General features: G+C 61.6%; 21 protein-coding genes. 7 read left to right on the forward strand and 14 right to left on the reverse strand.

What is annotated here, in order from left to right; genetic code table 11:
* Nucleotides 1-50 precede the first annotated feature (50 nt).
* From J3A64_RS07130 to J3A64_RS07150, 5 genes are all read left to right on the forward strand, one after another.
* Complete coding sequence (locus J3A64_RS07130) at nt 51-743, forward strand: histidine phosphatase family protein (protein WP_210063913.1); 693 nt, start codon at nt 51-53, stop codon at nt 741-743.
* Between the two features lie 24 nt (nt 744-767).
* Nucleotides 768-1,322, forward strand: coding sequence for a DUF3090 domain-containing protein (locus tag J3A64_RS07135; protein WP_011774634.1), 555 nt, complete (start codon nt 768-770; stop codon nt 1,320-1,322).
* Entirely contained in the window at nt 1,322-2,089 is a 768-nt protein-coding gene (locus J3A64_RS07140; RefSeq protein ID WP_043470182.1) for an SCO1664 family protein, read from the forward strand. The genes J3A64_RS07135 and J3A64_RS07140 overlap by 1 nt, the downstream gene beginning before the upstream one ends.
* A gap of 288 nt (nt 2,090-2,377) precedes the next feature.
* On the forward strand, nt 2,378-3,787 hold the full coding sequence (mtr, locus tag J3A64_RS07145; RefSeq protein WP_210063914.1) for a mycothione reductase: 1,410 nt from the start codon (nt 2,378-2,380) through the stop codon (nt 3,785-3,787).
* 248 nt (nt 3,788-4,035) lie between these two features.
* The gene (locus J3A64_RS07150) at nt 4,036-5,541 is read left to right on the forward strand and encodes a CoA-acylating methylmalonate-semialdehyde dehydrogenase (RefSeq protein ID WP_043470180.1); all 1,506 of its coding nucleotides are present in this window, start codon (nt 4,036-4,038) and stop codon (nt 5,539-5,541) included.
* A gap of 91 nt (nt 5,542-5,632) precedes the next feature.
* Here the strand turns inward: J3A64_RS07150 and J3A64_RS07155 are convergent, their stop codons facing one another.
* A complete protein-coding gene (locus J3A64_RS07155) occupies nt 5,633-7,162 on the reverse strand; it encodes a PucR family transcriptional regulator (protein WP_210063915.1) in 1,530 nt (509 codons plus the stop codon).
* A 125-nt stretch (nt 7,163-7,287) separates the two neighbouring features.
* On the opposite strand from J3A64_RS07155, the gene J3A64_RS07160 reads away from it, so the two are divergent.
* Entirely contained in the window at nt 7,288-8,616 is a 1,329-nt protein-coding gene (locus J3A64_RS07160) for an aspartate aminotransferase family protein (RefSeq protein WP_210063916.1), read from the forward strand.
* A 97-nt stretch (nt 8,617-8,713) separates the two neighbouring features.
* Here J3A64_RS07160 and J3A64_RS07165 read toward each other — a convergent pair whose 3' ends face one another.
* Nucleotides 8,714-9,511 carry an aspartate dehydrogenase domain-containing protein gene (locus tag J3A64_RS07165; RefSeq protein WP_210063917.1) on the reverse strand — a complete coding sequence of 266 codons (798 nt, stop codon included), beginning with the start codon at nt 9,509-9,511 and terminating at the stop codon, nt 8,714-8,716.
* Nucleotides 9,512-9,560: 49 nt separating this feature from the next.
* Nucleotides 9,561-10,118, reverse strand: coding sequence for a MarR family winged helix-turn-helix transcriptional regulator (locus J3A64_RS07170; RefSeq protein WP_043470177.1), 558 nt, complete (start codon nt 10,116-10,118; stop codon nt 9,561-9,563).
* A 197-nt stretch (nt 10,119-10,315) separates the two neighbouring features.
* Between J3A64_RS07170 and J3A64_RS07175 the strand changes: the two genes are divergently transcribed.
* The gene (locus J3A64_RS07175; RefSeq protein ID WP_011774625.1) at nt 10,316-10,834 is read left to right on the forward strand and encodes a cupin domain-containing protein; all 519 of its coding nucleotides are present in this window, start codon (nt 10,316-10,318) and stop codon (nt 10,832-10,834) included.
* Between the two features lie 125 nt (nt 10,835-10,959).
* Here J3A64_RS07175 and J3A64_RS07180 read toward each other — a convergent pair whose 3' ends face one another.
* From J3A64_RS07180 to J3A64_RS07230, 11 genes are all read right to left on the reverse strand, one after another.
* Nucleotides 10,960-12,057, reverse strand: coding sequence for a Rieske 2Fe-2S domain-containing protein (locus tag J3A64_RS07180; protein ID WP_210063919.1), 1,098 nt, complete (start codon nt 12,055-12,057; stop codon nt 10,960-10,962).
* A gap of 3 nt (nt 12,058-12,060) precedes the next feature.
* Complete coding sequence (locus tag J3A64_RS07185) at nt 12,061-12,279, reverse strand: recombinase-like helix-turn-helix domain-containing protein (RefSeq protein WP_011774623.1); 219 nt, start codon at nt 12,277-12,279, stop codon at nt 12,061-12,063.
* Nucleotides 12,272-12,898, reverse strand: a complete 627-nt coding sequence (locus J3A64_RS07190) for an alpha/beta fold hydrolase (RefSeq protein WP_210063920.1) — start codon at nt 12,896-12,898, stop codon at nt 12,272-12,274. Before J3A64_RS07190 ends, J3A64_RS07185 begins: the two co-directional genes overlap by 8 nt.
* A gap of 16 nt (nt 12,899-12,914) precedes the next feature.
* A complete protein-coding gene (locus J3A64_RS07195) occupies nt 12,915-14,582 on the reverse strand; it encodes a thiamine pyrophosphate-binding protein (protein WP_210063921.1) in 1,668 nt (555 codons plus the stop codon).
* A 33-nt stretch (nt 14,583-14,615) separates the two neighbouring features.
* Nucleotides 14,616-15,404 carry an SDR family oxidoreductase gene (locus tag J3A64_RS07200; protein ID WP_210063922.1) on the reverse strand — a complete coding sequence of 263 codons (789 nt, stop codon included), beginning with the start codon at nt 15,402-15,404 and terminating at the stop codon, nt 14,616-14,618.
* 73 nt (nt 15,405-15,477) lie between these two features.
* Nucleotides 15,478-16,221 (reverse strand): 3-oxoacyl-ACP reductase family protein, encoded by a 744-nt coding sequence (locus J3A64_RS07205; protein ID WP_011774619.1) that lies wholly within the window; start codon nt 16,219-16,221, stop codon nt 15,478-15,480.
* Nucleotides 16,218-17,042, reverse strand: a complete 825-nt coding sequence (locus J3A64_RS07210; RefSeq protein WP_014921730.1) for an alpha/beta fold hydrolase — start codon at nt 17,040-17,042, stop codon at nt 16,218-16,220. The genes J3A64_RS07205 and J3A64_RS07210 overlap by 4 nt, the downstream gene beginning before the upstream one ends.
* Nucleotides 17,035-18,027, reverse strand: a complete 993-nt coding sequence (locus tag J3A64_RS07215; RefSeq protein ID WP_043470171.1) for a VOC family protein — start codon at nt 18,025-18,027, stop codon at nt 17,035-17,037. Before J3A64_RS07215 ends, J3A64_RS07210 begins: the two co-directional genes overlap by 8 nt.
* Before the next feature lie 32 nt (nt 18,028-18,059).
* Nucleotides 18,060-19,061 carry a PDR/VanB family oxidoreductase gene (locus tag J3A64_RS07220; protein ID WP_210063923.1) on the reverse strand — a complete coding sequence of 334 codons (1,002 nt, stop codon included), beginning with the start codon at nt 19,059-19,061 and terminating at the stop codon, nt 18,060-18,062.
* Between the two features lie 6 nt (nt 19,062-19,067).
* The gene (locus J3A64_RS07225; protein ID WP_011774615.1) at nt 19,068-19,412 is read right to left on the reverse strand and encodes a RidA family protein; all 345 of its coding nucleotides are present in this window, start codon (nt 19,410-19,412) and stop codon (nt 19,068-19,070) included.
* A gap of 42 nt (nt 19,413-19,454) precedes the next feature.
* Entirely contained in the window at nt 19,455-20,942 is a 1,488-nt protein-coding gene (locus tag J3A64_RS07230) for an aldehyde dehydrogenase (RefSeq protein ID WP_210063924.1), read from the reverse strand.
* Between the last annotated feature and the right edge of the window lie 31 nt (nt 20,943-20,973).

Here is a 20,973-nt window from a genome sequence, read left to right on the forward strand (position 1 = left end):
GTAGTCCTCGTTGTCCTGCACCATGAGCGAACGGTGGTTAGGCTGGGTGGATGGCGACAGTTATTCTCGTGCGGCACGGCCGCACCACAGCCAATGCCACCGGGCTGCTGGCCGGGCGGGCACTTGGCGTCAGTCTGGACCAAACCGGGCGCGACCAAGCTGCTCTTACCGGAGACCGGCTCGCGGCTGTGCCCGTAGTCGCTGTGGTGTCGAGCCCTCTCGAGCGGTGTCGGCAGACCGCCAGCATTATCCTCGATCGCCAGGCCGGCACGCCGTTCGCGCCGGTCGATCCCGACCTGAACGAGTGCGATTACGGTCAGTGGCAGGGGCGCAAGCTCAGTGAACTTGCGACCGAGGATTTGTGGCCTGTGGTCCAATCGCAACCGTCCGCCGTCGTCTTTCCTGGCGGTGAATCCATGGCCGCGATGCAGGCTCGGTCGGTGGCAGCGATTCGACGCCACGATGCAGCCTTCGAAGCCGAGTTCGGGCCAGGCGCCGTGTGGGTAGCCGTCAGTCACGGCGACGTCATCAAGTCAATCCTTGCCGACGCGCTCGGTATGCACCTCGACCTGTTCCAGCGTCTCAACGTGAGCCCGGCCTCCGCATCAATCATCAACTACAGCGCTAGTAGGCCGAGCGTCTACGCGACCAATACCGAAGCGGGTGACCTCGAGTGGCTGTCAAACGGTATCCGTTCCGGCGACGCGCCCGTGGGAGGCGGTGCGGGGCAGAAGACGGCGTGAACCACGTGTGCCTAAGATAATGACATGCCCACACGCGTTCACGAATTTGCCTGGCCTGATCGGGTAGTCATCGGCACCATTGGCCTTCCAGGAGAGCGCACGTTCTACCTGCAGGTCCGCGCAGGGGCACAGATCGTGAGTGTTGCCCTCGAAAAGCAGCAATCGGCTCTGCTCGCGGAGAAGATCGACGAAATGCTCGATCAGCTCATCACCGTCGACGGCAACCCCTTCAGCGTTCCCACGAGTACTCCCATTGAACTCGTCGACAACGACCCCATCGAGGCCCCTCAGGAGCAGTTCCGCACCGGCGCCATGAGTCTGGGTTGGGACCCAACTACGGCCCAGGTTGTCCTCGAGGCTTATCCCCTCGCCGATGTAGATACTGATGACAACGACGACCCCCTCGAAGAAGGCGCCGACGAACTGGACATGATGCTGCTGGTGCGAATGCCGGTGGGCACCGCACGGGCTTTCGCCAAGCGCACCCGTGAGATCGTGGGTGCCGGGCGTCCCACCTGCTCGCTGTGCGGTTACCCCATTGATGCCGACGGACACACCTGCACCCTTCCCGAGGCCTGATGCCTGCGCCTGACTTATTGACTGCCGAGCTAACGCTGACCGGCCGCATCACAACCGCCTCAAACGCTACATTTCTGGGCAGCATCGGCGACGTACCTGTCGTCTACAAGCCGATAGCAGGCGAAAGCCCGCTGTGGGATTTTCCCGACGGCACTCTCGCCCACCGTGAAGTGGCCGCCTATCTGGTCTCGCAGGTCTTGGGCTGGGACATCGTGCCACGCACATGGTTGCGCGACGGGCCCTTGGGCGACGGAATGGTCCAACTCTGGCGGGAGCACGACCCCGTCCAAGCCGCCGTGGACCTGGTCCCGACGGAGAACCTGCCGGAGACAGGCTGGAAGCAAGTCCTCGAGGGACACGATGAGAATGGACAGAGGGTGGCCCTCGTTCACGAAGACTCACCAGCCCTCAGGCGCATGGCGGTGTTCGACCTGGTGGTCAACAACGCTGATCGAAAGGGCAACCACATCCTAGCCATGACCGACGGACACCGGCATGGCGTTGACCATGGGCTCACCTTCCACACTGACCACAAGCTGCGCACGGTGCTATGGGGATGGCTCGGAGACGCCCTGACCGCCGAGGAATGCGACGGAATCGACCGTGTCAGCGAAGGATTGCACCACGGACTTGGCCGAGAACTGGCGGACTTGCTGAGCGCCGAAGAAATCGCATCGCTCGGCACGCGCTGCGCCCGGTTGCGCTTGGCAGGGCGATTCCCGGCTCCGAGCGGTGAGATGTCGGCGGTGCCTTGGCCGCTGTTCTAAGAGATTGGCTGGTCAAAGATAAATAATGTCTTGAGCGCAGCAGCCCCTTTTGAGGTTTACCACTCCACAGGGGCTGCCAAATGGCCGGCTCGAACGGATCTCACTTCCAGGTCAGCGCCTACGAACCGGACAGGCACGTAAGCATCAGCACAGAGAGTGAAGGCATATCGCGAGGCGGAATGAGGGCAGCCGCGACGCAGTCGGCCACACGCACCTAGCCGATATCTCCCGTCTCGTTCAGGTGCTGTTCAGTAGGGTGGAGAAGACCCCAGAGTGAGGACCACTTCCATGCACACCACTGCCGGCAAGACCACCGTGGATCGGCACTACGACCTGATCATCATCGGCACCGGCTCCGGGAACTCCATTCCTGGTCCCGAGTTCGAAGACCAGTCGATCGCGATCATCGAGGAAGGGTCCTTCGGTGGCACCTGCCTGAACGCTGGCTGCATCCCGTCGAAAATGTACGTCTACACCGCCGATACCGCCCTGCAGACCGTCGAGTCCGGTCGGCTGGGCCTCCACGCCGAGGTCAACTCCGTAGACTGGCCGGGCATTGTCAGCCGTATCTTCGAGGACCGCATCGACCCCGACTCCGCCGCCGGTGAAGAATACCGTCGCGGCCCACGGACTCCGAACATCGACGTCTACGACCAGCACGCGGTCTTCGTCGGAGAACGCACCTTACGCACCGGCCAGGGAAGCCAGCAGAGAACCATCTCCGGTGACCGGATCGTCATCGCCGCAGGCTCCAGGCCTGCCGTACCCGACGTCATCTCCGCCTCGGGCGTACGGTACCACACCAACGAGGACATCATGCGGCTCCCGCAGCTGCCTAAATCCTTGGTCATCATCGGCGGCGGCTACATCGCCATGGAGTTCGCCCACGTCTTCGACGCCCTTGGCACGGACGTCACCATCATCGCCCGTTCCACGCTCCTGCGGCACCTCGACGAGGACCTGCTTGACCCGTTCAACAACCTGGCCGCCAAACGTTTCGATATCCGGTCCGGACGGACCACCACCAGCGCTGAGCAGACAGACCGGGGCATCACCGTCACGCTCGACGACGGTTCCTCCGCCACCGGGGAGGTACTGCTGGTGGCCACCGGGCGCATCCCTAACGGGGACCTATTGGACCTGCCCTCCGGCGGGATCGAGACGATAGGCGCCGGACGCATCAAGGTGGACGAGTACGGCCGGTCAACCTCAGCTGCAGGTGTCTGGGCCCTCGGTGACGTCTCCTCGCCGTACATGCTCAAACACGTCGCCAACGCCGAGATGCGCGCCGTGCGCCACAACCTGCTCAACCCGGACAACATGCAGAAAATGCCACACGACCACGTCCCCGCAGCCATTTTCACCCATCCCCAGATCGCCACCGTCGGTATGACGGAATCCCAAGCCCGCGAACGCGGGCATAACGTGACCACCAAGGTCCAGAGCTACGGGGACGTCGCCTACGGCTGGGCCATGGAAGACACCACCAGCATCTGCAAACTCATTGCCGACCAAGACACCGGCAAACTCCTCGGCGCCCACTACATGGGCCCCCAAGCATCAACCTTGGTCCAACAAATGATCACCGTCCTGGCCTTCGACCTCGACGTCCGCCAGTTCGCCGCCAAGCAATACTGGATCCACCCCGCCCTGCCCGAGGTGACCGAAAACGCCCTGCTGGGACTCACCTTCAAATAATCGAACCACCCCTGGAAAGGTGGCGGAAAGTGTGCGTCCGCACCGACTATGACGCCCGGGCGTATTCCGCCCCCATGCCTTCCTGTGATTGTTAGGGGCAACAAAGGTGCGCAGTAGCGACGGCGATATACATATGTCTATCTAGGCTTACAAGGTAACCACTTGTATATGCGTCTTTCCCGAGAGCGCTGCCTACTGTGGATCCAGATGCTTCACACATCGATCCCGTCGGCAGAAAAGAGAACGCATTGTCTGAAATCAACGAACTCCAGGTGGTCCCGCACTGGATCGGTGGCGCCGAGTCACCGTCGTCCGGCGACCGCACCGCCCCGGTCTTCGACCCCGCCCTCGGCAGGGAGACCAAGCTGGTCAACCTTGGCAACACCGAGGACACCGAGTCAGCCATCGCCTCGGCCCACAAGGCGTTCCCTGCCTGGCGTGACCTGTCCATCACCAAGCGCCAGCAAATCATCTTCCGCTTTCGGGAACTCCTCAACGAGCGCAAGGGCGAACTCGCCCAGATCATCACTTCCGAGCACGGCAAGGTGGTCTCCGATGCCCTCGGCGAAATCACCCGCGGCCAGGAAGTCGTGGAGCTGGCTACCGGCTTCCCGCACCTCATCAAGGGTGAGCATTCAGAGAATGTCTCCTCCGGCGTCGACGTTTACTCCACCAAGTCGCCGCTGGGCGTGGTGGGCATTATCAGCCCGTTCAACTTCCCGGCCATGGTTCCGCTGTGGTTCCTGCCGATCGCCATCGCCGCCGGCAACACCGTGGTGTTGAAGCCGAGCGAAAAGGACCCGACGGCGGCCAACTGGCTCGCTGCCCTGTTCACCGAGGCGGGACTCCCGGATGGCGTCTTCAACGTTCTCCACGGCGACAAGGAAGCCGTCGATGGTCTTCTGGAACACCCCGACGTGAAGGCGATTTCCTTCGTCGGCTCCACCCCGATCGCCCAGTACATCTACGAGACCGCTGCCCGCAATGGCAAGCGCGTCCAGGCCTTGGGCGGCGCAAAGAACCACATGCTGGTCCTGCCCGACGCCGACCTCGAGCTGACCGCCGACGCGGCCATCAACGCCGGCTTCGGATCCGCCGGCGAACGCTGCATGGCCATCAGCGTGGTGGTCGCTGTCGAGCCGGTTGCCGACGCACTGATCGAGAAGATCACCGCACGCATGTCTACGCTGCGGACCGGCGACGGACGCCGCAACTGCGACATGGGCCCGCTGGTCACCCGCCAGCACCGCGACAAAGTGGCCGCCTACATCGACGTCGCCATCGAGGACGGCGCCAAGGTTGTGGTGGACGGCCGCGGCGTCACCGTCGATGGCGACGAGAACGGCTTCTGGCTCGGCCCGACCTTGATCGACGAGGTCCCCGTCACCTCCCGCGTCTACACCGAGGAGATCTTCGGTCCCGTTCTGGCGGTGGTCCGCGTCAAGAGCTACGAAGAGGGCCTGCACCTGATCAACTCCGGCGCTTTCGGCAACGGCACTGCGATTTTCACCAACGACGGCGGCGCCGCCCGCCGCTTCCAGACCGAGGTCGAGGTGGGCATGGTGGGCATCAACGTGCCGATTCCTGTGCCGGTGGCCTACTACTCTTTCGGCGGTTTCAAGGACTCCATCTTCGGCAGCTCCAAGGCCTACGGCCTGCAAGGCTTCCAGTTCTTTACCCGTGAAAAGGCCATCACCTCACGCTGGCTCGACCCCAGCCACGGCGGCATCAACCTGGGTTTCCCCCAGAACTAACGGGATGTGAGAGAGCGCCTGTGTTTTAGGGCCGGGATGTGAGAGAGCGTCTGTCCTGCCAGACGCTCTCTCACCTTCCGCCCGTTTGAGGCTAACGCTTTTCCAGAAACTCGACGGCGGCGAACAGTTCCAGCCGGTCGCGCAGGCTGTCGAGGTTGAGTCCCAGGACGGTGCCCGCAGCGTCGATCCTGTTCCGGAGCGTGTGCCTATGGACGCCCAGTTGGCGCGCCGTCTTGTCCCAGACGCAGTTGTTTTCCAACCAAGCAATCACGGTTGGAAGCAACTGTGTCTGTTCTGTTTCATCGTGCTTGGCAAGGGGGTCGATGAGTCGTTGCGCCACGGAACCGGCCTCATCCCGACGCAGCAAACCCAGCATGCCGCCTTCCGAAATCTGGTCAAAGACCACCAAAGGGCGCGACAACTCAAGCGCCCGTTGAAGGGATCGCTCCCCCTCTCTCAAGCCCTGGGCCAGACTTGCGAAAGTCGTCTTACCGGAGGCCCCGGCAGTAGCCCCGTACTTTTCCAGCAGGCCGGCGACCTTGTCCTGCAGGGCCGATCCCGCCAGGACAACCACGTTCTGGTCCCGTTGTGCATAGAAGACCGCCCCGCGGTGATCGTCCGACAACAGTTCAAGGGCTTCCAGAAGGTTCTGCCCTTGTCCTGGCTGATGCGCAACCGTCACCACCAAGGGCTCTGCCGGCAGCCTTCCCCAGACCTGACGTGCGGTCCGTTCTGCAACGTCGAGGCTGCCCGCCAACAACTGCTCGAAAACGCCGGCTCGCAGGTGTCGGCGGGCCGTGTCCAAGGTGCGGGTCTGCTCCAAGGCAAGGCTGGCCAACGCGATCACGCTGTTGATGATGTCCGTGCGAGCAGGGTCCAAGGGTTCAATTGCACCGAGCACAAGAACACCCCGCAGGTAGTGGCGGCGCCCCAAAGTCTGCAAGGTGACCTGTTCGCCGTCGACCATCAACTGCAATACCGAGCGTGATCCTTGATCCAGCGCCTTGGTGACTGCCTCCGTCACGCCCGGCATCAACGCCGACGGAACCGGACGATTATTAGGCATCAGGATGTGGTTCCCGGCAGCGTCGAACAACGCCACCCAGCCATGGAGCTGGCGCTCCAGTTCGGCCAGAATCGATCGCAGCCCGTCAGGTCTGAGGGCGGCCCGCGCGATGGCGCGCTGTGCCTGGAGGGACCACTCGGAGCGGGCGTGTTGTTCCCTGGCGAGCCAGTCGGCCACGAAGCGGATGATCGCAATGAAGGGAGTCCGGTCAGGGACCTCCAGCAAAGGCAACCCATGGTGGCTGCAGGCGTCCTTCAGGCCCCGTGGCAGGACTCCATGAATCACCTGGGTGGCGAAACCCAGCCCGCTGATCCCGTGGTTGACGAGTCGCTGCACGTACTCGCTGTACTGGGAATCAGTGGAGTGGCTGACGGGAAACTGAGTTCCGTCCGTCAGCAGCAATTGCCCGGGATCCAGGAAAGGCGTGGGGTCATCCAAATCAGAGCTGTGCACCCAGGAGACGGATGCTTCCAGGGCGGGATCAGCCGCATCCGGCACCACACAGCGCAGGTTGAGCGAGCTTTTGTGAATGATCGCGTTAATGGTAGGCGGCACGCTCAGGGCCTCTCTGGAAAAAGGTAGTTCAACTGTCCCCTAACTATACAAATGTCGAAAGACTTCATGTGTCCCGATTGACATTATGAAGGGAAGCCCACCAGCCCATTCGAGAGGACCTATCAATGTCTCCCACCCGGACCGCCCTGGCCGCCCCGCTCAGCAACACCGACGTTGCCGCACTGGACACTGCCCATGTCTTCCACTCCTGGTCTGCGCAGAAGACCCTCAACCCCCTGGCTCTTGCCGGCGGGTCGGGCAGCGCCGTGTGGGATCACGAAGGCAGGACATACCTGGACTTCTCCAGCCAGCTGGTCAACACCAACATCGGGCACCAGCACCCCCGGCTCATCGGGGCCATCAAGGAACAACTGGACATCCTCACTACGGTGGCTCCTTCCCACGCCAATCACACCCGCGCCGTCGCAGCCCAGAAGATCCTGTCCCACGCCCCATCAACCATGGACAAAGTGTTCTTCACCAACGGGGGTGCGGACGCCAATGAGAACGCCATCCGCATGGCCCGTCTGCACACTGGCCGGGACAAGGTCATCTCCCGCTACCGCTCCTACCACGGCAATACCGGCGCCGCGATCGTTGCCACCGGTGACTGGCGCCGCATCCCCAATGAATACTCTCGCGGCCACGTCCACGTTTTCGGCCCGTACCTCTACCGCTCCGAGTTCTGGGCCGAAACCCCTGAGCAGGAAGCGGAGCGCGCCCTGCAGCACCTGCGCCGGACCGTCGAGCTCGAGGGACCACAATCCATCGCCGCTATGCTCCTAGAGACCGTGCCCGGCACAGCCGGCATCCTGCTCCCGCCGCCCGGCTATCTCGAGGGCGTCCGCGCCCTCTGCGATCAGCACGGCATCGTCCTGATCCTCGATGAGGTCATGGCCGGCTTCGGCCGCACCGGTGACTGGTTCGCCCTGGATGCCTTCAACGTCCGTCCGGACCTCATCACCTTCGCCAAAGGCGTCAACTCCGGCTACGTCCCGGTGGGCGGCGTCATCATCTCGGAGGAAATCTCCGCGACCTTCGATGACCGAGTCTTCCCCGGCGGTCTCACCTACTCCGGTCACCCCCTCGCCGCGGCGTCCGTCGTCGCCTCCATCGAAGCCTTCGAGCAGGAGAACATCGTGGAGAACGCCGCACGCATCGGCGCCGATCACCTGGAACCGGGCCTTAAAGCCCTCGCCGCCAGGCACGAATTCATCGGCGAAGTTCGCGGCCGTGGCGTGTTCTGGGCCCTCGAACTGGTCGAAGACCGCACAACCCGCAAACCTGTCAACGCCGGCTTCATGGGCAAGCTGAAGACGGAACTGCTCAACCGCGGACTGTTGCCCTTCATCGCCGACAACCGCGTGCACGTGGTGCCTCCCGCCGTCGTGACCCCCGAAGAAGTACGCCAAGCGCTGGCGATTTACGACGACGCCCTGACCGCCGTCAGCTAAGAGCCGGAACCGGAACTTGACCTCCAGGACTGCTTGCCAAGGAACTCCGACGGCCAGACCCCGACAAGTCTTTGGAAGTGACCGGAGCGAGGCGTTCCTAGATCATTCCACCCCGCGCGCCGATGATCAGTTCCAATGACCGGAGCACAGCGAACGGTACAACGCCGCTGGTTCGCGGGTTTTGTGGTGATACTTTATTGCAGATTTCAAAGCGGTAATTCCCGCTGTTTCCGGAAGCCTCGATCAAGTGTGTCGTTAGCTCGGCCGCCGGGTCGGCTCTCACGGACACAGCCACAGCATCCCAGTCGTCTACCGCCAGGGCGACGGCGGCTGCCACGTTGAGCGACTTGGGGAACAATTGTGTGGCTCGGGCAGCGGGACCACGGAAGATTTCGATGGGACCGGGGGTATTCCGAATTCGATCGGCCTCAGCCTCGTCCATCCATGGCTGAATCAGGGAACCCGGGAGCTTCGTCGTCGTAATCATGACGGCGTCATAGCCAGTCGCGCGGGCCCCCGACGCCAACAGGTCCAGGCCACCTATGGAGCCCGGGGTCAAGAAAAGTCTGCCAGGACCTGCGGCCAACAATCGCTGTGAGAGGCGTGGGTCCGCAAGCGCCCCGATTGATGTAGCGAGCAGGTCTACGCCCGCAGAACGCACAGCCTCGCCATGCTCAATCAAGACCTCCTGCCCAGCACATTCAACCAAGACGTCGCAGCGCTCCAGCGCATGCTCCATCTCGAACTGGGGTGCCGGCGCGTTGTCTATGGGGCTGCGGCAAATGATTCCCTCAAGGGTGGCCCCCTTGACTTTTCCAGCTGCAATGTCGGCAGCAACACGAGCCCCAATGGCTCCGTGTCCGATGATTCCGATCCTGCGGGGTCCTGGCTTCATTCGATTCCTTGCTTGATGGAGTGGATGGACGAACCCGCGCCGTGATCGCCTAGACGTTCAGGGTAAGTTCGTCCGCGGAGGAAGCCTTCGGGTCATAGGCGACGATGGAGGCTTCTGTTTTCTTCAGTAGCACCGCCAGTTGGTCGATCTCCTTGGAGGTCAGGCCGGCGAGCATATTGCGCTGCGTTTCCAGATGCTTTGAAATGACCTCGTCAATGAGTTCTTTGCCATGGTCCGTCATCTGGGCGTAGACCACCCGACGATCCTCTTTCGACCGAACCCGCTCTATGAGGTTTTGTTCCTCCATACGGTCCAGACGAAAGGTGATGCCGCCCGTGGTCAGCATGGATGAACTGGCTAGTTCACCAGCAGTCTTCCGGTGCGGAGGGCCGGAACGACGCAAGTTCGCCAGAACATCAAAGGATGCCAACGTGAGCCCGTACTCCTCATAGTTCACATCCTGCACAGCTCGCTGCCGTGCCACCAAGCTCTGCAAGCGGCCAAAGACGCCGATGGTCCTGGGATCAAGATCCGGGCGTTCGCGGTGCCAGTCCTCAATAATGGCGTCCACGGCATCCGTGTCAGTGTTCCGCGATTCGGTGGTCATGCGCACTCTCTCCTTCATTCGGTCTAAGCATCTTAACACTGAGCTTCCCAACGAAGGCAGCAATTAGGAGCACTTTCCACCGGGGTCTTGCAGCACGCCCCAGTATATCTTAGTCTTGAGATAGTTAGAGTCGAGAGAGATTGAACCACCTCGGCTCTTGCGAACTCTGGCAATAACCAATCCGAGAGAGGTCCATCATGAGCGACGTTATCGAAAGCAAGTTACCGGAACTTGAGGAGCTGATTGATTCGGCCATCGCCTCCCGTGAGAGCCGGGTTGTTGACTTCAATACCCTGAAATTCCAGACCAAAATGGGTGAAAAATTCCGACGCGGACAGGTCCGCTACATCGGTTCCGGAGCTACCGGAGACCACTCAGACGACAACAACATCCTTCAAGCGGAGCACTTCACCTTTTCCAACATGGTGCTGCCCGCCGGATGCGTAGGTCCTGAGCACACGCACCCGGACGTCGAAGAGGTGTTCTTTGTCCTCGAAGGAGAGGTGGAGTTCAGCGTGCACGACGTGGAAGACGGCAACAAGAAAGCAAGCCGCGTGCTGGGCTACCGCGATCTGATCCGCGTCCCGGCCGGGGTTCCACGGAGTTTGCGCACGGTCAGCGATGTTGACGCGATTATCTGCGTGATCATCGGCGCCAAGAAGCCGGAGATCCCGTTCTACCCTCCCACCTCGGAGATGTACGGCGTGACCCGCTAGATCTTCGAGAACCCGGGTACTGGCCGATGTGGCCGGTACCCGGGTTTTGTTTTGCTGAATTGGGTGTGACACACGACAAAAAAGAACCTGCAGCTCGAAGAACTACGAGCTGCAGGTTCTTTGGGCTAAACGACTCCCTCTGAAAGAATCGCTGCCTGGTTCTGGGCATCGGCATCATGGACCCGACGGATCCTGGCTACTCCAAGATCGTGCTGATACAAGTGCTCATCCTTGTCCGCATCTGCAGCCAGCGCCTCCAACAGTTCCCGGTCCTGTTCCAAAACCGCCCAGTGCTTTTCTTCAAGGGTTGTCTTGTACATGAATCGCCAAACGTCCCGTTCCCAGTCCGAAACGGTCCGGGTACGCCAGTGGAAAACGGCGGAGGTATGGGCATCAATAGGAGTGGACATTCCTACGATGCCAAACGAACCCCCGGGACCTGCCGAATCAGCATACGGGATCTCCAGATCCACGTAATCCATGGCTTCACGGCAGTACTCCACCCAGTCAAAGTTCTTGCCGCGCTGGTCCGTTTTCTCGAAGAAGAATCCCCGATCGGTCTCGCGGATACGGAAGCGGGCACTGGTATCACCACCAAACATGGAATGCGAGTCACGGTGGAGGAACGCACCGTGCATCGGGTCCAGGACGTTGTCCATGTAGAAACGCCACGGACTGTTCCATTCAGCGTAGTTTGAGAACCATGAGACCTCGGGGTTGTCCAGGCGATCGGGCAGTTTGAACGCCGTCACCACGGAGTCCTCGGTCAATGGCATGAAGGCAAAGATCATGTCAGCGCCTTCCTCCACGGCCAGCGATGCTGTGACTGTCTTACCCTCAAGCGCGCAACCCGGCATGCCCGGAACCGAAACCACGGTGCCGCGGCCGTCCACCTGAACGCCGTGGTATTTACATGCCACCCGGTCCCCCAGGTGTTGGCCCACGGACAAGGGGGCGCTGCGGTGGGGACAGCGGTCCTCCAACATTCGGATTTGCCCCTTGGCATCGCGGAACAGGAGCCAATCTACGCCTAGGCGTCGGACTTTGACCATGTCGCCGGGACCTACGAACCGGGACGGGTAGATGGGATACCAGCGATCCCTCAGTCCCGTCGCTGCCAGTTCTGCGGCATCGAGTTGGCGCCGGGTGCCGACGACAGTTTTGGTCTTGGCCCTGCCGGCTCTGACTCCGGAGGGGCTTGCCGTTGCAGTTGCAGTTGTCATGTCCTACTCTCCCAGTCGTCGCATTTCGGAACGGAATCGGGTTTCATCCCACGGTTCACCGTCAGGGGCGTTCAAGCCCAAATTGTTCAGGCCCGAGACGATGGCAGGCAGTTCGTGGCTACCACTGGCGAAAATCTCGGACAGGGCTCCGGCGAGCTTCAGCTCGTAAGGATTGGGCGGACCCACCCGGGACTGGTTGGCTTCAAGATATTGCTCAGGCACTGCGTTCCTCCTGGGTTTCGGTGACGGTGTGCAGACCTTCAGCGATGTTCATGAAGGACCTGCTCCACTCGTTGAATGAGTGAGATCGGCTCTGGTGTGCTGGAACGGCGGTGTTGTCGATGATGACAAAAACCCCGTTCCTGATTCCCCCGGCGATGCTTTGCGGTATGGAGATATCGGCGTCCAGGTCAGGGGCGGCGGCAATGACCAACGACGGCGCCCGCACCCGCCGGAGCGTGGCCACGAATCCCTCAACCGACGTGTCCACCAGGGGGTCGCCCAGGATGACACTCTTGATCTGCTCTGGATGCACTGCAGCGAGCATGATGGCCCCGTACGCGGCTGTTCCGCTGGCAAGGATATGAGCTGGACCGGCCGTTGACTCGTAGAGGGCCGACGAGGCCGCTTCAACCCACTCATCCATATGGCTGGGCGGACCGGTGACGCCCAACGTCATGCCGATCCCCGGTTCCCAGGCACGGGCCCCCAACGCGTCAAGCTGTTGGGCGAACCATTCGGCTGCTCCCCCGCCGCCGTGCAAACACACGACGTCGTGCTGCGGCACCACCCCGCCTGGCTCATGGACAGGGCGCGGATCTACTTCCGTACTTGATTTCATGTGCTCTCCTGCTCCTCTACTGATGTGGGGTTGGAATATGCACCGGCGGAACAAATGCACCCGGTACGGGATCCAGAGCGGTGACATCGATCTCGATCACCGCAGGCCCCCGCACCGCGAGTGCTTCCACTAAGGCCCCATCAAAGGAACCTGGGCCGCGCACCCGCCAGAACGGCAGGTTCAGTGACTGGGCGAGCAAAGCAAAGTCCGGTGTATGCAGGTTGACTCCTGCCTCCGCGAAGCCGTTGGCTTTCTGCATGTTGCGCAGAACCCCATAGCCGCCGTCATTGAACACGAGCACCACGCACCAGACCCCTGAGCCGGCAAGGGAGGCAAGTTCACCAAGATGAACGGCGAGGCCGCCGTCGCCGGCAATAACCACCGTGGGAACGCCCGGGCGGGCGCAGGCCGCCCCAATGCCCATGGCCAAACCTTGGCCGATGCCGCCTCCCACCGGAAAGATGTTTGTTTCGCGGGAGTACATCTCAAGAAGGCGGTTACCCCACTGGCTGGAGGGGATGGTCACATCACGTGCTACCACGGATTCCCGGTCAAGGCGGTCCCTGAGGCTGTGGCAGATTTCCGCATAACCACCGATGTACTCAGTCAAGGTGGCCCGTACCTCGAGGCGTACATCGAGCACCCGCTGTGCCCACGCTGCGTCCACAGAATGGCTACCCAACTGGCTGATGATCGCCTGCAGAATTGCCCGGGAGTCGCCCACCAGGCCCACAGTGGCCGGATACACCCTGCCCACTGCTTCAGGATCTAGGTCCAGCTGGATGTGAGTGGCGGGCAGTTTGAGGGAATAATGCTGCGTCTCGTTGGAACGGAAGTGCGTGCCGACACTCAACAAGACATCAGACTCTTCGATCAGCCCGACAGCGGCGGCGGTGGTAGCAAAGTTGCCGATGACAAGATGGTCATCTTCGGGAACCACGCCCCGTCCCGAGTTGCTGGTCAGGAGTCCTGCGCCCAAAATGTGCAGCAGAGCCGTAAGTTCCTTGTCTGCCCCTGCCGCTCCTCCGCCAGCCCAGATGAGCGGGCGTTTGGCACCTGCCAGGAGCCGGACCGCTTCGGCGACGGAACCGGCGTCGTCATCTGGTAAAGGCTTCACCTGCGCGTCGATCGGGCGCTGATCATCCGGGTGGGCCAAGTACTGCAAATCTGTTGGCCATTCGATGCTGGCCGGTGTGTGAGGCGAAGAGAGCAGGTGTGCGATTGCCTCCTCCAGGTCCGCCTCCGCGTCCTTGCCATTAAAAATGGTGCGGGCATAACCGGAGACCGCATGGAGCATCTGCAACTGGCGTGGAACCTCATGGATCACTCCACGGTTGCTACCCATGAATTCGCTGTCGATCTGGCCGGTAATGTGCAGCACGCGGCTTCCCGCGGTGAGCGCCTCCACCATTGAACCGGCGGCGTTGCCGGCTCCCGTACCAGTGCTGGTCAGGGCAATCCCGATCTTGCCGGAGGCCCGGGCATAGGCGTCAGCCGCGTTGACCGCGGCGGCCTCGTGGCGGACGGCAACAAAGTTCAGCTCCCTGTCCACTGCCTCGACGAGGGGAAGATTGTGGATGCTGATCACCCCGAAGGCCGTATCGATGCCGTGCCGACGCATTACACGGACCAGGACGTCACCGCCTGTTGGCCCCCTCGGGACCGTTGCTTGTGTCACTGACATATCTGGATCTCTTTCGTGATGAAGTTCCGCTGGCTAGACATAGCGCCCAACGCCACCGCCGACGTCGATGGTTGCTCCTGTGGTGTAGCCGCTGAGGGGCGAGAGCAGCGAAACAATATGGAAGGCCACCTCCTCAGCAGTGCCGAAACGGCCCAGCCGGATGCCGCGGTTGGCAGCGATCCCGGCACTCCAGGCCTTGTAGTCGAGCTCGGAGTCGGCTTCCTCGAAGCGCCGCCGCCACTGGCCGGTGTCCACCAAACCGAGTAACACTGAGTTCACCCGTGTTCCCTCTGTTGCCAGGTCCTCGGCAAGGGAATGAGTGAGGTTCAACAGTGCGGCGCGTGCAGCAGAGGTGGCAGCCAGGCGTAACTCCGGCTGACGGGAGAGGATCGCGTTGACGTTGACCACCGAGCCGTGTGGTGAGGCATTCAGGGCAGATCTGGCGGAACGTACCATGTTCAAAACCCCGAAGATCTTCAGGCTGAACTCATCACGCAACTGCTGGTCCGTGGTGTCCTGGAGTGTGGCCATCAAGGAACGGCCGGCGTTGCAGACCAGGCCATCAACGGCGCCAAACCGATTCAATGTGCCGGCGATGAAGCTGTTGGTGGCGTCTTGATCCGTGACGTCGCACGAAGCAAGGTAAATCGAGTCCTTATCCGCCCAGGAGAATTCGTCGAACGCGGCGGACAATCGGCCGGCGTCACGTGCACAGGCGGCAACCCGGGCACCTTCGCTGAGCAAATATCGCGCAGTGGCAAGGCCGACGCCGGAGCTCGCCCCGGTGACAACCACCGTGCGGTCCTTCAATTGCAGGTCCATGTGTGGGACTCCTTGTTAGTGTTTTTGTCCGCTGCAGGGCGGTTCGGCCCAGCGATTTCAGTGGCCAGCGGCTTCAGTGGCTCATGACGAAGCCGCCATCCACCACGATGGTCTGGCCGGTGATGAAGCCTGCTGCATCGGATAGCAGGAACTGAACGGCGCCTGATACGTCCTTGGGTTGTTGGTCCCTTGGCAGCACGCGGTTCTCTTCGTAGAGGCGGTAGCGTGAGGCCGGCACTGACTCGGTGGCTTCCACCCGGGTCAGGCCCGGAGCAACCGCGTTGACGCGGACTCCGGCTGGTCCCGCGTCGCGGGCCATGGTCCGGGTCATCGCAAGGACAGCTCCTTTTGATCCGACGTAGTGGACCAACCGTGGAGAGCCGTAAAGCGCTGCGTCTGAGGCGATGTTGACTATGGAGCCTCCCGGGCTTTGTGCCAGCTGGTGGTAAAGGTGTTTGCTGACCAGCCAGGTCCCGTAGGCATTGACGGTCATCACCCTCTGGAAAAAGGCTTCGTCCAGTTCCCAAAAAGTGTCACCGCCTACGCCGTCGGCCAGTGCCGCATTGTTGACCAGCGCATCGGCGCCGCCCAGCTGCTGGACCGCAGCGGCCAGGTCTGCCACTGAGACTTTGTCAGCGATGTCGGTAATGACGGCTGTAGCATCGAAACCCCGACCGCGGAGTGCTGCGGCAGCTTGCTCGGCGAGGTCGGGGTTCTTCTCGGCTATGACTATCCGGTCTCCGCTACCTGCCAATCGTTCGGCGATGTCGAAGCCAAGTCCCCGCCCGGATCCCGTAACCACCACGAGGCGCGTCATCGAAGGTCCTCCCAGAAGGCGAGGATGGCAGCGGACATCTCCAGCGGCTTTTCCTGCACTGCGGCGTGCCCTGCACCTGGAATGATGCCCAGCGTGGCGCCAGGGATGTTCTCTGCAAGGACCCGGGATTCCGCCACGCCCGTGATCACATCGTCCTGGCCTACTAAGACCAGCGCCGGGATCCGGAGCCGAGGCAGAAGGTCCGTCGTGTCGCATTGCGCCATCATGGTGGCGGCCGATGCAAAACCCGATAGGCGGACTGCGGCCATGTCCGCCCGCACAGCTTCGGCCACCCATGCCGGGGCTGACGGGGAGACCAGTCTTGCCGCTCGCCGGGCCGCAAGGATTTCGGGACCGACGGCGGCCAGTTCCGGAACGCGCGCCAGCATGCGTTGCGCGGCGGTCCGGGTAATGCCCGAACCCCGGGTGCTGTCCGCCAGCACAATGGAACGCACTGCCTCAGGTGCTTGAGCGGCTATCCGGGTGGCGATCACGCCTCCCCATGACGTGCCGATCAGGTGGGCAGGGCCAACATCCAATGTGGCCAGGATGTCCAACACCAAAGCAGGATGATCCAAGCCTTCCGGTGGAGCTGATGATTCGCCGTAACCGGGTGCATCCCAGCAAAACGTCTGGAATCCGTGTGTGCTCAGCAACTGAGCCAGGGCACCACAGGAAGACGCGGCCCCTCCGATGCCGTGCATGAGGAAGACAGGAGTGCCTTCCCCGCGAATAACCAGGGAGACCCCATGGACAGTTTTCCGGCGTTCGGCAACAGTCGACCCTGTGTCGGTGGCTGGCGGCAACGAGGTGCTACGCATGGGCTTTTTCAGCAGCAGGAGTTTCCGGCATGGAGAAGTAGTCCTCACGTCCAGGGACCACCAGCGACTTATACCCGCTGTCCGGAATGCCAGCCATGGCGCTTCGGACCGCGGTAGTGGGCGGACCTGCAGTTCCCCACTGGTCGGACAGTTCCGGCGTCCGCTCCCAAGTGCGGCACAACCAACTGTCCTCGTCCACCTGGGCTACTTCGGAGGTATATTCGCACACCAGGCCTGAGGGGTCTGTGAAGTAGGAAAACGTATTGTCACCCGGACCGTGCCGGCCCGGCCCCCACTGGGGCGCGATGTTGTGCCGCTTGAGGTTGCCGATGCCGCGCATGAAGTGATCAATGCTCTGCATCTCGTAAGCCACATGATTGACCGAGGTCCAGGGAGCCTGGTTGAACGCGATGGCATGGTGCTCGCTGTTGCACCGCAGGAAGGCCATCTGGTGCTCGGACCAATCTGAAATCCGCATTCCCAGAACCTGCGTATAAAAAGCCGTTGCGCGGTCAATATCCACGGTATTGAGCACCACATGGGCGATCTTGCGTGGAAGCGCCCGGCGACCTGCGGGCTCCTGGCTGACAACCGCGTGGACGTCGGCGGACAGCTCCACCAGCCTGCCTTCGGGGTCCACCAACTGGAGACCGTAGCCGCCCGCAGCATCATCCAAAGGGCCGGGCTCACGGAACAGCGGAATCCCCAAGGCGGTGAGCTTGGTGGCGGCACGGTCAACGTCCTGCGGCGTGGCCAAGGCGAAAGAGACACCGCCCAAGGCATTCTGCTCGCCTCTTTCCAGCCTCAGGATGTGGTGTTCGGAACCGGTTCCGCGGAGCCAGAACTTGTCAGTGTCCTCCTCCACGGTGGAAAGGCCCCAAACTTCATGGTAGAAATCCCTGGCTGGCCGGGTGTCGGGCACTTTCAGGGACACAGAACGCAGCGACCGCAGATTGCAGACAGGCTCTGCTGAAAAATAGTTCATGGGAATCAACCTTCAGTCGAGTGATGTTCGTACTAGAGATCCAAAATCAGGTCCCGGGACCGGCAACGTGAGACGCAAACAAACATTGATTTGTTCTCGGCCCGTTCGGCCGGGGAAAGCAGGAAATCACGATGCTCAACGTCTCCGTCGATGACTCCGGTTTCACAGGTTCCGCAGATGCCCTCTGCGCATGAGCTGGGAACGTTGATACCGGCGGCGTTCAGGGCCTCCAGAACTGAAACATCGGGCCCAACGGCAATCCGCTGACCAGTGCTTTGGCAGATGACGTCGAAACTTGTCTGATCGAGTTCAGGTCCGGGAACGATGTCCGGTGCTTTGAACCGCTCAATTCTCAATTGCGATTCGTCTGCCATGGCGCCGGCTACAGCTTGCATCAAAGACTCAGGGCCGCAGGCATACACCAGTGCTTCAGGCGGGAGCGAGCCGACTGCCTCGGAGAGATCCGCGAATTTGCCATTAGCTTCGTCGGCGGCGTGGATAGTTATCCGCTGCCGGGGCAGGTCTGAAATCTCCGGCAGGAAAGCCATGGTTGAACGTGACCGGCCCGTATAAAGCAGCGACCAATCAGCTCCCACTGATTCCAACCGCCGCACCATGGAAATGATCGGGGTGATGCCAATACCGCCAGCTACCAGTGCATAGCGCCCGGCATGATCAAGGTGGAAGTTGTTGCGCGGACCCTCAACCTTAATCAGTGTTCCCACCGGGAGCTCATCATGGATGAGCCTGCTGCCACCGCGGGAATCGGGCGTTCGCAGCACGGCCACAGTCCAGCTTGTGAGGTCTTCAGGGTCCGAACACAAGGAGTATTCACGAGTGAGCCCATTGGGCAAGTGCAAGCTCAGGTGGGCGCCGGGAAGCCACTGCGGGAGCGCCGCCCCGGCGGGATCAACAAACATCATCCGGATGACGCCGTCGGCTTCCCAGGTTTTCTGGTGCACCCTGAGTGTCAGCATTTTCGGTTCGGGGACATCAGGGGTCACCGCCGCACGGTTCTGAATTTCCACGCTCATTGGTCTTCATTTCCTCCGGTGCGCGATTGCTTCGATTTCCACCGTGGCTCCATAGGGCAGGGCAGCGACCTCCACAAACGAACGGGCCGGGCGCGGCGACTCGAACAGCACTTCGTAGTGCATGTTGGCTTCGTCCCGCAGCGTCACGTCCGTGACGAAATAGGTGGTCTTAATAACGTCAGCCAGGGACATGCCGACGCTTTCCAGTCGTTCGGAGAGCCTCGCGGCTGCGGCAACCAGCGCTTCAGAGCGACCGGGTACGGCAGTACCACTTTCATCCACGGACAATGCGCCGGAGATAAAGCCGAATCCCCCGGCCACAAAGGCGGGGCTGTAGGGGTGAGCATTCATTGACGTACCTTTCGAACGCAGAATGGTGGCAGCCTGTCCGGCTTAGTTACCGGCCCATGGGATGGATGCACCCGAGAGGTCTATGTAGATGCTCTTCTGGTGCATATAGGAACGAATGCCGTCCCGGCCCTTTTCGGTGCCCAGACCGCTTTCCTTAAGCCCGCTGAACGGGGTGGAGATACTGAATTGTTTGTAGGTGTTGACCCAGACGGTGCCGGCCGAAACTGCCCTCGCTGTGCGCCAGGCCAGGCGGTAGTCAGCGGTCCAGATTCCGCAGGCCAAACCAAAAACACTGTCGTTGGCTTGGAGGATGAGATCGGCTTCATCGTCAAACGGCAGGATCACCGCCACGGGCCCAAAGATTTCCTCTTGGCAAATAACGTCCGAGTTGCTCACACCGCCAATGATGGTGGGCTCGTAAAACGCACCGGCTTGGAGCCGGAGCTCCTCGGGCGCGGCGCCACCGCAGAGGATCTGCGCACCAGCCAGCCTCGCGTCTTCAACCATCCTGGCCACGGCGTCCCGGTGGGCATGGGCAACCAATGGCCCAACTTGAGTGCTGGGGTCCGTTCCTGGTCCGATTCGCAGAGCTTCGGCACCCTTGACCAGTCTTTCGACGACGGCGTCGTAGACCGATCGCTGAATGAAGACGCGTGAGCCGGCAATGCAGCTCTGACCGCTCGAAGAGAAGATGCCATAAAGCACGCCGGCCACAGCCTGGTCCAGGTCGGCATCGGCAAAAATAATGGTGGGCGATTTCCCGCCCAGCTCCAAGGTAATCGGCATGATTTTCTCCGCCGCAATATGGCCCAGTTGGCGTCCCGTGGAAGTGCCGCCCGTGAAGGAAATCTTGCCAATGTCCGGGTGCCGGGCAATCGCGTCGCCGACCACCCGGCCGGGGCCTGGAAGGACAGAAAGCAGACCTACCGGAAGTCCTGCCTCCTCACAAATGCGTGCCAACAGGAGCGAAACCCAGGGAGCCCAGACGGGTGGCTTCACCAGAACCGCGTTTCCCGCGGCGAGTGCCGGAGCAACTTTTTGTGCGTCACTGGCAATCGGCGAATTCCATGGCGTGATGGCTCCTACTACGCCGATCGCCTCATATGTGGACATACTGAGGTAGTTCCCGCGAGGGGACGTCAGTGCGTCTTCCATGGTTTCCAGAGCGGATGCAGTGAAGCGGAAGGTGGCCGCCGCGCTCATGGCCAGCGCCTTGGTTTCCGCGAGTGTCTTACCTGTATCCAGCGTCTGCAGTTCGGCTATGCGGTCAGCGTTGGCCTCAATCGCTGAGCTGATGCGGTGGAGGACAGCGGCGCGTTCGTGAGGGAGCTTCTTTGCCCACCCGGACTCTTCCACGGCTTTCAGTCCGGCAGCCACCGCGGCGTCCACATCCGCCGTCGTTGCTCCATGGAGGGTGGCGAACACCTCTGAGTTGGCGGGGTTGACGGATTCGATCAGTGCACCGCTGCCTCGGGTCCACACGCCGCCCACATAGATTTCATCCCGGGTATCAAGGGTGTCCGTACTCATTTTCGGCTTCCGTTCATCTCTCTGTCATTCC

This window comes from Pseudarthrobacter sp. PvP004 (assembly GCF_017876035.1).
Classification (GTDB): Bacteria; Actinomycetota; Actinomycetes; order Actinomycetales; family Micrococcaceae; genus Arthrobacter; species Arthrobacter aurescens_A.